The organism is Sphingomonas abietis, from assembly GCF_027625475.1.
GTDB lineage: Bacteria > Pseudomonadota > Alphaproteobacteria > Sphingomonadales > Sphingomonadaceae > Solisphingomonas > Solisphingomonas abietis.
The window spans coordinates 871,279-883,470 of sequence record NZ_CP115174.1 but is presented as its reverse complement, the minus strand read 5'-3'; the positions used below and the strand labels follow the sequence as shown (position 1 = coordinate 883,470).

The 12,192-nt window shown below is 64.9% G+C and carries 16 protein-coding genes; all 16 read right to left on the bottom strand.

Annotated features, from left to right (window positions below; all coding sequences use genetic code 11):
• Positions 1-3 precede the first annotated feature (3 nt).
• The 16 genes from rplP to PBT88_RS04095 all read right to left on the bottom strand — a co-directional run bounded on the left by rplP (position 4) and on the right by PBT88_RS04095 (position 12,171).
• The gene (rplP, locus tag PBT88_RS04170) at positions 4-441 is read right to left on the bottom strand and encodes a 50S ribosomal protein L16 (protein ID WP_270077972.1); all 438 of its coding nucleotides are present in this window, start codon (positions 439-441) and stop codon (positions 4-6) included.
• 63 nt (positions 442-504) lie between these two features.
• Positions 505-1,200 carry a 30S ribosomal protein S3 gene (rpsC, locus tag PBT88_RS04165; RefSeq protein WP_270077971.1) on the bottom strand — a complete coding sequence of 232 codons (696 nt, stop codon included), beginning with the start codon at positions 1,198-1,200 and terminating at the stop codon, positions 505-507.
• Complete coding sequence (gene rplV / locus PBT88_RS04160) at positions 1,200-1,577, bottom strand: 50S ribosomal protein L22 (protein ID WP_270077970.1); 378 nt, start codon at positions 1,575-1,577, stop codon at positions 1,200-1,202. The genes rpsC and rplV overlap by 1 nt, the downstream gene beginning before the upstream one ends.
• Complete coding sequence (gene rpsS / locus PBT88_RS04155; protein ID WP_022688619.1) at positions 1,577-1,852, bottom strand: 30S ribosomal protein S19; 276 nt, start codon at positions 1,850-1,852, stop codon at positions 1,577-1,579. Before rpsS ends, rplV begins: the two co-directional genes overlap by 1 nt.
• Before the next feature lie 5 nt (positions 1,853-1,857).
• Complete coding sequence (gene rplB / locus PBT88_RS04150; protein WP_270077969.1) at positions 1,858-2,694, bottom strand: 50S ribosomal protein L2; 837 nt, start codon at positions 2,692-2,694, stop codon at positions 1,858-1,860.
• Positions 2,695-2,699: 5 nt separating this feature from the next.
• Positions 2,700-3,020 (bottom strand): 50S ribosomal protein L23, encoded by a 321-nt coding sequence (locus PBT88_RS04145; protein WP_270077968.1) that lies wholly within the window; start codon positions 3,018-3,020, stop codon positions 2,700-2,702.
• The gene (gene rplD / locus PBT88_RS04140; RefSeq protein WP_270077967.1) at positions 3,013-3,639 is read right to left on the bottom strand and encodes a 50S ribosomal protein L4; all 627 of its coding nucleotides are present in this window, start codon (positions 3,637-3,639) and stop codon (positions 3,013-3,015) included. The genes PBT88_RS04145 and rplD overlap by 8 nt, the downstream gene beginning before the upstream one ends.
• A gap of 5 nt (positions 3,640-3,644) precedes the next feature.
• Positions 3,645-4,514, bottom strand: a complete 870-nt coding sequence (rplC, locus tag PBT88_RS04135) for a 50S ribosomal protein L3 (RefSeq protein ID WP_270079169.1) — start codon at positions 4,512-4,514, stop codon at positions 3,645-3,647.
• A gap of 293 nt (positions 4,515-4,807) precedes the next feature.
• A complete protein-coding gene (rpsJ, locus tag PBT88_RS04130; protein ID WP_252165656.1) occupies positions 4,808-5,119 on the bottom strand; it encodes a 30S ribosomal protein S10 in 312 nt (103 codons plus the stop codon).
• A gap of 118 nt (positions 5,120-5,237) precedes the next feature.
• On the bottom strand, positions 5,238-6,428 hold the full coding sequence (gene tuf, locus PBT88_RS04125) for an elongation factor Tu (RefSeq protein ID WP_270077966.1): 1,191 nt from the start codon (positions 6,426-6,428) through the stop codon (positions 5,238-5,240).
• Positions 6,429-6,504: 76 nt separating this feature from the next.
• A complete protein-coding gene (gene fusA / locus PBT88_RS04120; protein WP_270077965.1) occupies positions 6,505-8,601 on the bottom strand; it encodes an elongation factor G in 2,097 nt (698 codons plus the stop codon).
• Positions 8,602-8,717: 116 nt separating this feature from the next.
• Entirely contained in the window at positions 8,718-9,188 is a 471-nt protein-coding gene (gene rpsG, locus PBT88_RS04115) for a 30S ribosomal protein S7 (RefSeq protein ID WP_270077964.1), read from the bottom strand.
• A 54-nt stretch (positions 9,189-9,242) separates the two neighbouring features.
• Positions 9,243-9,614: a 30S ribosomal protein S12 gene (rpsL, locus tag PBT88_RS04110; protein WP_022691828.1), complete on the bottom strand. Its 372-nt coding sequence runs from the start codon at positions 9,612-9,614 to the stop codon at positions 9,243-9,245.
• Positions 9,615-9,839: 225 nt separating this feature from the next.
• The gene (locus PBT88_RS04105; RefSeq protein ID WP_270077963.1) at positions 9,840-10,946 is read right to left on the bottom strand and encodes an alpha/beta fold hydrolase; all 1,107 of its coding nucleotides are present in this window, start codon (positions 10,944-10,946) and stop codon (positions 9,840-9,842) included.
• A 12-nt stretch (positions 10,947-10,958) separates the two neighbouring features.
• Positions 10,959-11,891, bottom strand: coding sequence for a cation diffusion facilitator family transporter (locus tag PBT88_RS04100; protein WP_270077962.1), 933 nt, complete (start codon positions 11,889-11,891; stop codon positions 10,959-10,961).
• Positions 11,892-11,961: 70 nt separating this feature from the next.
• Positions 11,962-12,171: a hypothetical protein gene (locus PBT88_RS04095; protein ID WP_270077961.1), complete on the bottom strand. Its 210-nt coding sequence runs from the start codon at positions 12,169-12,171 to the stop codon at positions 11,962-11,964.
• Positions 12,172-12,192: the final 21 nt, after the last annotated feature.

Here is a 12,192-nt window from a genome sequence, read left to right as displayed (position 1 = left end):
GGCTTACGCCTCCCCAACGAGGTGGCTGGTGTCGCCAAGGCGGGCGACGACCTTCACTTTGATCGGCAGCTTTTCGGCTGCGCGGCTGAACGCCTCGGCAGCCAGCGGGCCGGCCACGCCTTCGAGTTCGAACAGGATACGGCCCGGCTTCACGCGGGCGACCCAGAATTCCGGCGAACCCTTGCCCGAGCCCATGCGGACTTCGGCCGGCTTCGACGACACCGGCACGTCCGGGAAGATCCGGATGTGCAGGCGGCCCTGGCGCTTGATGTGACGGGTGATCGCGCGGCGAGCCGCCTCGATCTGACGAGCGGTGATCCGCTCGGGCTCCATGGCCTTCAGGCCATAGGCGCCCTGGTTCAGCGTGGTTCCGCTCTTGGCATCGCCATGGATGCGGCCCTTGAAGGCCTTGCGGAACTTGGTGCGCTTCGGTTGCAGCATGTCTTACTTACCTTCTGACACCGTGACGACGGTCGATCAGGCAGCGTGATCGGGTTTCCCCGATCAGCGCGCCGGACGAACTCCGGACGTCTGAGCTTCCATCATCAGCCGATCCTGCGCGAGCGGGTCATGGCCGAGGATCTCACCCTTGAAGATCCAGACCTTGATACCGCACACGCCGTAGGCGGTGTGCGCCTCGGCTTCGGCGTAATCGATATTCGCGCGGAGCGTGTGCAGCGGCACCCGACCCTCACGATACCATTCGGTGCGCGCGATCTCCGCGCCGCCCAGACGGCCGGCGCAGGTGATGCGGATGCCCTCGGCGCCGAGACGCAGAGCGGACTGCACCGCGCGCTTCATCGCACGACGGAACGCCACGCGACGCTCGAGCTGGTCGGCAACCGACTGCGCCACGAGCTTCGAATCGATTTCCGGCTTGCGGATCTCGACGATGTTCAGCGACACGTCGGCGCTGGTCATCTTGCCGAGTGCGCGGCGGAGCTTCTCGATGTCCGCGCCCTTCTTGCCGATGATGACGCCGGGGCGTGCAGCATAGACGGAGATGCGGGCGAGCTTGGCGGGGCGCTCGATCACGACCTTCGAGATCGCGGCCTGCGGCAGCGTCTTGAAGATGTACTGGCGGATGCGGAGATCCTCGAGCAGCATCTGGCCGTAGTCGGCACCGTCGGCGTACCAACGGCTGTCCCACGTGCGGTTGATCTGCAGGCGCATGCCGATCGGATTGGACTTATGACCCATTATTCGGCCTCCTGCTCACGGACGACGATCCGCAGCCGCGAGAACGGCTTGACGATCCGGGCCGAACGGCCGCGGGCGCGGGTGGCGAAGCGCTTCATCACGAGGCCCTTGCCGACCGAAGCTTCCTTCACGACCAGCGCGTCGACGTCGAGATTATGGTTGTTCTCGGCGTTGGCGATGGCGGAAGCGAGGCACTTGCGAACGTCGACAGCCATCGCCTTCGTGGAGAAGGAGAGGATGTTGAGCGCGTCGCCGGCCGACCGGTTGCGGATCAGCGCCGCAACCAGGTTGAGCTTCTGCGGCGAGCCGCGGACGGAGGTGGCGACCGCAAGGGCCTCCTTCTCACCGACCTTGCGGGGGGATGCTGGCTTCGACATCAGCGCTTGCCCTTCTTGTCGGCGGCATGGCCGGGGAAATAGCGCGTCGGCGCGAATTCACCCAGCTTGTGACCGACCATGTCTTCGTTGACGGTGATCGGCACGAACTTGCGGCCATTGTAGAGGCTGAAGGTCAGGCCGACGAAATCCGGGAGGATCGTCGAGCGGCGCGACCAGGTCTTGATCGGTGCGCGCGCAGAAGTCTCCTGCGCGGTCTGCGCCTTGCGGAGCAGGCTGAGGTCCACGAACGGACCCTTCCAGACGGAACGAGCCATCTCGATTACCTCTTCTTCTTCGCGTGACGCGAACGGATGATCATCTTGTCGGTCGACTTGTTGTGCCGGGTCTTGGCACCCTTCGTCGGCTTGCCCCAAGGCGTGACCGGGTGACGGCCGCCCGAGGTCCGGCCTTCACCACCGCCGTGCGGATGGTCGACCGGGTTCTTGGCGACGCCGCGGGTGAGCGGACGATGGCCGAGCCAGCGGTTGCGACCGGCCTTGGCGAGGTTGGTGTTGCCGTTGTCCGGGTTGGACACGGCACCGACGGTGCACATGCACTCCGAACGGATGAAGCGCTGCTCGCCCGAGTTCAGGCGAACGATCACCATGCCGCGATCGCGACCCACGACCTGCACATAGGTGCCGGCGGCGCGGGCGATCTGGCCGCCCTTGCCGGGCTTCAGCTCGACATTGTGGACGATCGTGCCGACCGGGGTCTGGCCGATTTCCATGGCATTGCCCGGCTTCACGTCGGTCTTCTTGCCCGCGACGACGGAGTCGCCGGGAGCCAGGCGCTGCGGTGCCAGGATGTAGGCCAGCTCACCGTCCTCGTACTTCACCAGTGCGATGAAGGCCGAACGGTTGGGATCGTATTCCAGACGCTCGACGGTCGCCGGCGCATCCCAGCGACGACGCTTGAAGTCGACGAAGCGATACTTCTGCTTGTGGCCGCCCGCGATGCCGCGTGCGGTCGCATGACCCTGGTTGTTGCGGCCGCCCGACTTGCGGAGACCCTCGACCAGCGACTTGACCGGCTTGCCCTTCCACAGCGACGAGCGATCGACGAGGATGAGTCCGCGACGCGCCGGCGATGTGGGGTTGTAATGCTTGAGTGCCATGGCTCTCAGATCCCCGTCGTGACGTCGATGGACTGGCCTTCGGCCAGCGTCACGATCGCCTTCTTCATGTCGGTGCGCTTGTAGGGAGCCCCCTTCCAGCGCTTCGTCTTGCCCTTGACGACCATCGTGTTGACGGCGGTCACGGTCACGTTGAACAGCGCCTCGACGGCGGCCTTGATGGCCGGCTTCGTGGCGTCGCCCGCAACCTTGAACACAACCGCGTTGTGCTCGGAGACCAGGGTGGACTTCTCGGTGATGTGCGGGCCGACGATCACGTCATAGTGACGGATGTCGATCGCGCCCTGCTCCTGCTTGGCCTTAGCCATGGAACCGCGCCTCCAGCTTCTCGACAGCGGCGCGCGTCAGCACGAGCGTGTCATGGTTCAGGATGTCGTAGACGTTGGCGCCCACCGCCGGCATCAGGTTGATGCCGCGGATGTTCGACGAAGCGTGCGCGAACGAGACGTTCAGCGCCTCGCCGTCGATCACCAGCGCCTTCTTGCCGAAGCCCAGTGCGGCCAGCTGACCGACCAGCGTCTGGGTCTTGCCCTCGGCGACGTCGAGCGCATCGACCACGACGAGCGAGCCGTCCTTGGCCTTGGCCGACAGCGCCATCTTCAGGCCCATCGCGCGAATCTTCTTGTTCAGCGACGGGTTGAAGTCACGCAGGCGGGCACCGTGAGCCTTACCACCACCGATGAAGATCGGTGCGGCGCGGTCACCGTGACGAGCCGTACCGCCGCCCTTCTGGTTGCCCAGACGCTTGCCGGTACGCGCCACGTCGGAACGCTCGCGGGTCGGGCGTGCGGTGCCACGGCGCTTCTCGAGCTGCCAGGTCACCACACGATGAAGGATGTCGGCGCGCGGCTCGAGGCCGAACACTGCATCGTTGAGCTCGATGTCGCCGGCAGAGCTGGCGTCGAGATTGAGAACCTTGATCTTCATGGTGCTCAGCCTTCCTTGTCCGTGCCGATCTGATCAGCGGCATCGGGTGCCACTGCATCGGGATCGGCAACACCAGCGCCATGCTCGTCGGCGGCGGCGACGCCGGCGGCGACCTCCGCATCGCTCGGCAGCGCCGGGATTTCGTGGACGGCAGCCTCATCGACCAGACCAGCCGCAGCATGCTCGACGACCGGCGCCTTGCGATCCAGCAGCGCCGCCGGGAAGGGCACGCCCTCCGGCAGATCGACCTTCACGGCGTCCTTGACGAACAACCAACCACCCTTCGAGCCGGGCACCGAGCCCTTCACGAACAGCAGGCCACGCTCGGCGTCCGTGCGGACGATCTCGAGGTTCTGCTGGGTGCGGTTGCGGTCGCCCATGTGGCCGGCCATCTTCTTGTTCTTGAAGACCTTGCCCGGATCCTGGCGCTGACCGGTCGAACCGTGCGAACGGTGCGAGACGGACACGCCGTGGGTGGCGCGCAGGCCGCCGAAGTTCCAGCGCTTCATGGCACCGGCAAAGCCCTTACCCTGGGTACGACCCTGGATATCGACCAGCTGCCCGGCGATAAAGTGATCGGCCGAGATTTCCACGCCGACGTCGAGGAGGTTTTCCTCGGTCACGCGGAACTCGGCGACGACCGCCTTGGGCTCGACCTCGGCCTTGCCGAAGTGGCCACGCTCGGGCTTCGTCAGATTCTTCGCCTTGGCGCTGCCTGCACCAAGCTGGACGGCCGTATAGCCGTCACGACCCGTCTCACGACGGGAAATAACCTGGAGACCATCAAGCTGCAGCACGGTGACGGGCACATGGCGCCCATCCTCCTGAAACAGCCGGGTCATCCCCATCTTCTTCGCGATCACGCCAGTGCGCATGACCAACTCCTCAAACAGAGGCTCCCCGATTGCCGCCGGGGAGCGTGCCAACGAAAAAGGCCTCCCGTCTCCGGAAGACCCCCAGCCCAACCAGCAATGCCCCCGCCCCGGGCTCGGTTTTCATATTCGATCTTGCGATCGCGCATGAAAGGCGGGGACCAGGACAACGGCATCCCGGACAAGTCCGGGGAGATACGCCGTTCGGTATCCCTTAGCTTTTCCTCGTCTCGACCGGATCTCGCCGGGAAACGAATCACCGCGCCGGACGATTCGTCCCGCGCGGTGCAGGCCCATTAGGCCAGTTTGATCTCGACCGCAACACCTGCCGCGAGATCGAGCTTCATCAGCGCGTCGACCGTCTGCGGGGTGGGCTGCACGATGTCGAGAAGGCGCTTGTAGGTGCGCACCTCGAACTGCTCGCGCGACTTCTTGTCGATGTGGGGACCACGGTTGACGGTGAACTTGTCAATGTGGGTCGGCAGCGGAATCGGACCGCGAATGAGCGCGCCGGTGCGACGGGCGGTGTCGGCGATCTCGCCGGTGGCCTGGTCGAGCACTCGGTGATCGAAGCCCTTCAGGCGAATGCGGATGTTCTGCGTGTCCATGATGTCCTGCCGATGTGAAAGAGCCAACCCCTACACGCCGGACGGTTCCGGCGGGCGTTACGCGGGGCAAGAATAAGCCGCCCGGCCCCTTGCGGGGGCCGGGCGGCCGGTAGTGCGATTACTTCGAGATCGTGCCGACGACGCCGGCGCCGACGGTACGGCCGCCTTCGCGGATCGCGAAGCGCAGGCCCTGATCCATCGCGATCGGCGCGATCAGCTTGACGCCGATCGAGACGTTGTCGCCGGGCATGACCATCTCGGTGCCCTCGGGCAGCTCGACGGTGCCGGTCACGTCCGTGGTGCGGAAGTAGAACTGCGGACGATAGTTGGCGAAGAACGGCGTGTGACGGCCACCCTCGTCCTTCGACAGCACGTACACTTCGGCCTTGAACTCGGTGTGCGGCTTGATCGAGCCCGGCTTGCAGAGAACCTGGCCACGCTCGACCTCTTCACGGCCGACGCCGCGGATCAGCGCGCCGATGTTGTCGCCGGCCTGGCCCTGATCGAGCAGCTTGCGGAACATTTCGACGCCGGTCACGACGGTCTTGCGGGTGTCGTTGATGCCGACGATCTCGACTTCCTCGCCCACCTTGACGATGCCGGTCTCGACGCGGCCGGTCACGACCGTACCACGACCCGAGATCGAGAACACGTCTTCGATCGGCATCAGGAAGGCCTTGTCGAGCGGACGCTCCGGCTGCGGGATGAACTCGTCCACGGCCTGCATCAGCTTGAGCACGGCGTCATGGCCGATCTCGGGGGTCTTGTCCTCGAGGGCGGCAACGGCCGAACCCGGGATGACGGGGATGTTGTCGCCGTCGAAGTCATACTTCGAGAGCAGCTCGCGGATTTCCAGCTCGACGAGCTCGAGGATCTCGGGATCGTCGACCAGATCGACCTTGTTCATGAACACGACGAGCTGCGGCACGCCGACCTGGCGGGCGAGCAGGATGTGCTCGCGGGTCTGCGGCATCGGGCCGTCGGTCGCGGACACGACGAGGATCGCGCCGTCCATCTGGGCGGCACCGGTGATCATGTTCTTCACATAATCGGCGTGGCCCGGGCAATCGACGTGCGCGTAGTGGCGGGCTTCGGTCTCATACTCGACGTGTGCGGTCGAGATGGTGATGCCGCGCTCGCGCTCCTCGGGAGCCTTGTCGATGTTGGCATAGCTGGTGAACGTGGCGCCGCCGGTCTCGGCCAGCACCTTGGTGATCGCAGCCGTCAGCGAGGTCTTGCCATGATCGACGTGACCGATGGTGCCGATGTTGCAGTGCGGCTTGTTCCGCTCGAACTTAGCTTTCGCCATTATATCCTACCTTCTCTCGAATCTGTCCAAGGGACTCGCCGCCCGGAAGCGGCGGCCCATAACGAATGTTTTTGCGTTACGCCAGCTTCGCCTTGACCTCATCCGCCACGTTCTGCGGAACTTCGTCATAATGCGAGAACTGCATCGAGTACTGCGCCCGGCCCTGGGTGAACGACCGGAGGGTGTTCACGTAGCCGAACATGTTCGCCAGCGGCACCATCGCCTCGACGACCTGGGCGTTGCCCCGGCTGTCGGTGCCCTGGATCTGGCCACGGCGGCTGTTCATGTCGCCGATGACGTCACCGAGATAATCCTCGGGCGTGACGACCTCGACCTTCATGATCGGCTCGAGCAGCTTGATACCGGCCTTCTGGGCGGCTTCACGCATACCGGCGCGGCCGGTGATCTCGAACGCCAGCGCCGACGAGTCGACGTCATGGTAGGCACCGTCGTACAGCGTCGCGGTGAAATCGATGATCGGGAAGCCGATCAGCGATCCGGTCGCGGCGATCTCGCGGATGCCCTTCTCGACGGAGGGGATATACTCCTTCGGAATGTTGCCGCCCTTGACCTCATCCTTGAAGATGACGCCCTGGCCGCGCTCGCCCGGCTCCACCGTGAACTTGATGCGGCCGAACTGGCCCGAGCCGCCCGACTGCTTCTTGTGGGTGTAGTCGATGTCGACCTTCTTCGCGAGATACTCGCGATAGGCCACCTGCGGCGCGCCGACATTGGCCTCGACCTTGAACTCGCGACGCATGCGATCGACGATGATCTCGAGGTGAAGCTCGCCCATCCCCTTGATGATCGTCTGGCCCGACTCATGGTCGGTGGTGACGCGGAACGACGGATCTTCGCGGGCGAGGCGGTTGAGCGCGACGCCCATCTTCTCCTGATCGGCCTTGGTCTTGGGCTCCACCGAAAGCTCGATCACGGGCTCGGGGAACTCCATCCGCTCGAGGATGATCGGCGAGCTCTGCGCGCACAGCGTATCACCCGTGGTGGTGTCCTTGAGGCCCGCGAGCGCGACGATGTCGCCGGCATAGGCCTCCTGGATGTCCTCACGGCTGTTGGCGTGCATGAGCAGCATGCGGCCAACCTTTTCCTTCTTGTCCTTGACCGAGTTGAGCACCTGCGATGCCGCCTCGAGCTTGCCCGAATAGATGCGGGCGAAGGTCAGCGTACCGACGAACGGATCGTTCATGATCTTGAACGCCAGCGCCGAGAAGGGTGCCGCGTCGTCGGACGGACGCGAATCCTCGGTCTCGCCGTCGAGCAGCACGCCCTTGATGGCCGGCACGTCGAGCGGCGAAGGCAGATAGTCGACCACGGCGTCGAGCAGCGGCTGGACGCCCTTGTTCTTGAACGCCGAACCGCAGACGATCGGCACGAACGCCATGGAGAGCGTGCCCTTGCGGAGCAGCTTCTTGAGCGTCGCGACGTCGGGCTCATTGCCCTCGAGATAGGCTTCCATCGCCTCGTCGTCCTGCTCGACGGCCAGCTCGATCAGGTCGCTGCGATACTTGGCGGCCTTCTCGGCCAGATCGTCGGGGATCGGCTGATATTCGAACTTCGCGCCCAGGCTCTCCTCGAGCCAGATGATCGCGCGGTTCTCGACCAGATCGACCAGGCCCTTGAAGCCGCCTTCCATGCCGATCGGGAGATACAGCACCGCCGGCTTCGCGCCGAGGCGCTCGATGATCGAGTCGACGCAATAATAGAAATCGGCGCCGGTACGATCGAGCTTGTTGACGAAGCACATGCGCGGCACGCCATACTTGTCGGCTTGACGCCACACCGTCTCGGACTGCGGCTCCACGCCGGCGACGCCGTCAAAGCAGGCGACCGCGCCATCGAGCACGCGCAGCGAACGCTCGACTTCGATCGTGAAGTCGACGTGGCCGGGGGTGTCGATGATGTTGATCAGATGCTCTTCGCCCTTGCCTTCCTCGGCGCGCCACTTGCACGTCGTGGCGGCGGACGTGATCGTGATCCCGCGCTCCTGCTCCTGCTCCATCCAGTCCATCGTGGCGGTGCCCTCATGGACCTCGCCGATCTTGTAGGACTTGCCGGTGTAATAGAGGATGCGCTCGGTCGTCGTCGTCTTGCCGGCGTCGATGTGCGCCATGATGCCGATGTTGCGATAGCGGTCGAGCGGATGGCTGCGGGCCATGATCTTAAACTCCGATGTCGGGGAGGGCCAAAAGCCCTGCCCCGACGATATGGGAAGGAAGTGTGACTCTTTCGAGTCCTTCCGGATTTACCAGCGAAAGCCGGCCAATCCCGCCGTTACCAGCGGTAGTGGCTGAAGGCGCGGTTCGCTTCCGCCATGCGGTGCGTGTCTTCGCGCTTCTTCACCGCATTGCCGCGGTTGTTGGCGGCGTCCATCAGCTCGGCCGAAAGCCGTGCGTCCATGGTGTGCTCGCTGCGGCCGCGGGCGGCCGTGATCAGCCAGCGGATCGCCAGCGCCTGGGCACGCTCGGGGCGCACTTCGACGGGAACCTGGTAGGTCGCACCGCCGACGCGGCGCGAACGGACCTCGATGCCCGGCTTCACGTTGGTCAGCGCGTCGTGGAACACGCCGATCGGATCACGCTTGGCGCGCGCCTCGATCACGTCGAGAGCGGAGTAGATGATGCCTTCTGCGACGGCCTTCTTGCCATCCAGCATCACGGAATTCATGAACTTCGAGAGCACGATATCACCGAACTTCGGATCCGGCAGGATCTCGCGCTTCTCGGGGCGACGACGACGGGACATATCTTATTTCCTTCAACTTCAGCCTGATTGGTCACACGCGAATGGGTGACCGGCTTACTTCGGACGCTTGGCGCCGTACTTGGAGCGGGACTGCTTGCGGTCCTTGACACCCTGCGTATCGAGCACGCCGCGCAGGACGTGATAACGAACGCCGGGAAGATCGCGCACACGACCGCCACGGATCAGCACGACCGAGTGCTCCTGAAGGTTGTGGCCTTCGCCCGGGATGTAGCTGATGACTTCGCGCTGGTTGGTCAGGCGAACCTTGGCCACCTTGCGCAGAGCCGAGTTCGGCTTCTTCGGGGTCGTCGTGTAGACGCGGGTGCAAACGCCGCGCTTCTGCGGATTCTGCTCCATCGCAGGGACCTTGGACTTGGCCTTCTGCGGATCGCGGCCCTTGCGGACCAGCTGGTTGATCGTCGGCATTGAAGCCTTCACCTTTCACATGGTTACTTTGCCATACCCGGACGCTGCAAAATGCAATCGTGCGTAAATGCACGAAGGCTCCGGCGGTCATTTCCGACCCACCCGAGCCTCAGCCAGCATCGGCAATGTTCAAGCACACCCGACGGAACGAGTCCGTGCGAGCGAGCGCGGCCTATAGCGCCCGACTCAGAACCGGTCAACCGGGGGAGCGGGCAGCGGCGGATGCTAGTCCAGCGCCCCCGACAGCGCCTGAATCAGCGCCACCTGGAAGCGCGCCGGATCCTCGACCTGCGGCACATGGCCCAGCCCCGGCAGCGGCACGAACCGCGCCTGCCGCATCCGCGACGCCGCCTTGTCCCCCAGCGTCGACGCTTCCGGCAGCTGGCCGGCGATCTCCGGCGGCGCCCAGCTCTTGCCGAAGACATTATGGTCGAGCGTGCCGATCATCAGGATCGTCGGCACGGTGATCCGGTTGAATTCATAGGCCAGCGGCTGGGTCTCGATCATCTCGGTGGTGCGCGCCTGCGCGTCGATCACCGCGTCCCGGCCCGGGCCCTCATAAAGACCCGCCTGCATATCGACCCAGCGATCATAATCGCGGCGCCAGACCCCGTGATAATAATAGGTCTGCTGATGCGCTTTCATCGAGGCGAGCGTCCGCTTGCGCTCCAGATCGGCCGCCTTGTCGATATCGATATAGGGCACGCCCTGCGCCATCTGGTCGGCCAGGCCGAGCGGATCGACCAGCACCATCTGATCGATCAGCTGCGGCTGCGCCATCGACAGCCGCATCGCGATCAGCCCGCCCATCGAGTGGCCGACCAGCGTCGCCCTGGTCACCCCGCGCGAGCGCAGCAGATCGGCGGTCATCGTCGCCATGCCATAGAGGCTATATTGGAAACCGGCGGGCTTGGAGGATTTGCAGAAGCCGATCTGGTCCGGCACGATCACCCGATAACCCGCCGCCGCCAGCACCCGCGCCGTATCGCCCCAGGTCGCGCCGCAGAAATTCTTGCCGTGGAGCAGCACGACGGTGCGTCCGTTGGGCTTGGCCGGCGCCAATTCCATATAGGCCATCTCGACCGACTGGCCCTGCGCCATCGTCCGATATTCATGCACCGGGAACGGGTAGTCGAAGCCCTCGAGCCGCGGACCATAGCTGTGCGGGGCGACAGGCGCCGCGAGCGTGGCATCGGACCTCGGCCGAAGCGGGAGCCCCCGCTCCTTCGATGCGGGTGCGGCGATCGTCGCCGTCGCCGGAGCAACCTTGGGCGCCGGCGAGGCGGCGATGATGGGGAAAGCGAGGAGGACGGCGAACAGGGCGCGGCGCAAGAGCAGGTCCGATCAGATTGCGGCGTTAACCATAGATTTGGGTTTGATATACAGCGATCCGATCTCCGGCCAGTCCCTACGGAGCGCCGCCTCCACTTCCGCGATCATCACCTCCACCGCGCCGGCCGGCACCGCATCGACGAAATCGACGTCCGCACCGACGAACACCGAGCGTGGGCCGAGGTGCAGCGTCACCACCTGCCCGACGCCACTCACCTCCGGCCGCGCGGCGATCCCCGATCGAATCGCCTCGATCAGTTCGGGCGACGCGCGCTCGCCGATCAGCAGCCCCTTGGATTCGCGGGCGAGCAGGATGGCGACGACGCCCAGCACGATTCCGATCGCGATCGAAGCGGCGCCATCCCATCGGCCATCGTCGGTGACATCACTCAGCCAGATCCCGACACCGGCGATCACCAGGCCCGCCATCGCCGCCGAATCCTCGAACAGCACGATGAAGGCCGGCGGATCCTTCGAGCGCCGGATCGCCTGCCACCAGCCCTGATCGCCCTTGCCCTTGGCGAAGGCGCGCATCGCCGCCCACCAGCTGCCGCCTTCCAGCAGCAGCGACAGGATCAGGACGATATAGGCGACGGTGGCATCCTGCGGCGGCTCGGGCGCGCGCAGATGGGCGATGCCTTCGTAGACGGAGAGACCGGCGCCGGTCGCGAAGATCAGGATCGCGACCACGAAGCTCCAGAAATAGAGCTCGCGGCCATAGCCGGCGGGATGCTCGGCATCGGCGGGCCGCGCGGCGCGCTTCTGGCCGTAGAGAAGGAGAATCTGGTTGAGGCTGTCGACGACCGAGTGGAAGCCCTCGGTCAGCATCGCGGCGGATCCGGTGATCCCGGCGGCGACGAACTTGGCGACAGCGATGCCGAGATTGGCGGCGAGCGCCGCCAGCAGAACGAATTTGTTTTCGCCGTGGGGAGACTCGTCGGTCATTCGGTCTCCGCTGGCGCTATCAAAAGGCGTGGACGGCCGGCGACGATCCCATCGCCGGCCGTCCAACGGATTACATCGCGTTGGTCGACGCGCTGTTGTCCATCGCCATGTTGTCGGTGGCACCCATGCTGTTCATGTCGCCCATCGAATTCTCGTCGGCGGGAACCAGCATATTGTCTTCGGCCGAAACGTTCGCCGTGTTCGTGTCAGCGGACTTGTGGCAAGCGGCCGCGCCAAGCGCGAGGGCCGCAACCGCAGCGAGCGTGATACCCTTCTTCATTCGATATTCTCCTAATTCGAT

Excerpts from the sequence above, each read along its gene's own strand:
- rplP (WP_270077972.1), bottom strand. The coding sequence starts at position 441 with ATGCTGCAACCGAAGCGCACCAAGTTCCGCAAGGCCTTCAAGGGCCGC.
- rpsC (WP_270077971.1), bottom strand. The coding sequence starts at position 1,200 with ATGGGTCATAAGTCCAATCCGATCGGCATGCGCCTGCAGATCAACCGC.
- rplV (WP_270077970.1), bottom strand. The coding sequence starts at position 1,577 with ATGTCGAAGCCAGCATCCCCCCGCAAGGTCGGTGAGAAGGAGGCCCTT.
- rpsS (WP_022688619.1), bottom strand. The coding sequence starts at position 1,852 with ATGGCTCGTTCCGTCTGGAAGGGTCCGTTCGTGGACCTCAGCCTGCTC.
- rplB (WP_270077969.1), bottom strand. The coding sequence starts at position 2,694 with ATGGCACTCAAGCATTACAACCCCACATCGCCGGCGCGTCGCGGACTC.
- PBT88_RS04145 (WP_270077968.1), bottom strand. The coding sequence starts at position 3,020 with ATGGCTAAGGCCAAGCAGGAGCAGGGCGCGATCGACATCCGTCACTAT.
- rplD (WP_270077967.1), bottom strand. The coding sequence starts at position 3,639 with ATGAAGATCAAGGTTCTCAATCTCGACGCCAGCTCTGCCGGCGACATC.
- rplC (WP_270079169.1), bottom strand. The coding sequence starts at position 4,514 with ATGCGCACTGGCGTGATCGCGAAGAAGATGGGGATGACCCGGCTGTTT.
- rpsJ (WP_252165656.1), bottom strand. The coding sequence starts at position 5,119 with ATGGACACGCAGAACATCCGCATTCGCCTGAAGGGCTTCGATCACCGA.
- tuf (WP_270077966.1), bottom strand. The coding sequence starts at position 6,428 with ATGGCGAAAGCTAAGTTCGAGCGGAACAAGCCGCACTGCAACATCGGC.
- fusA (WP_270077965.1), bottom strand. The coding sequence starts at position 8,601 with ATGGCCCGCAGCCATCCGCTCGACCGCTATCGCAACATCGGCATCATG.
- rpsG (WP_270077964.1), bottom strand. The coding sequence starts at position 9,188 with ATGTCCCGTCGTCGTCGCCCCGAGAAGCGCGAGATCCTGCCGGATCCG.
- rpsL (WP_022691828.1), bottom strand. The coding sequence starts at position 9,614 with ATGCCGACGATCAACCAGCTGGTCCGCAAGGGCCGCGATCCGCAGAAG.
- PBT88_RS04100 (WP_270077962.1), bottom strand. The coding sequence starts at position 11,891 with ATGACCGACGAGTCTCCCCACGGCGAAAACAAATTCGTTCTGCTGGCG.
- PBT88_RS04095 (WP_270077961.1), bottom strand. The coding sequence starts at position 12,171 with ATGAAGAAGGGTATCACGCTCGCTGCGGTTGCGGCCCTCGCGCTTGGC.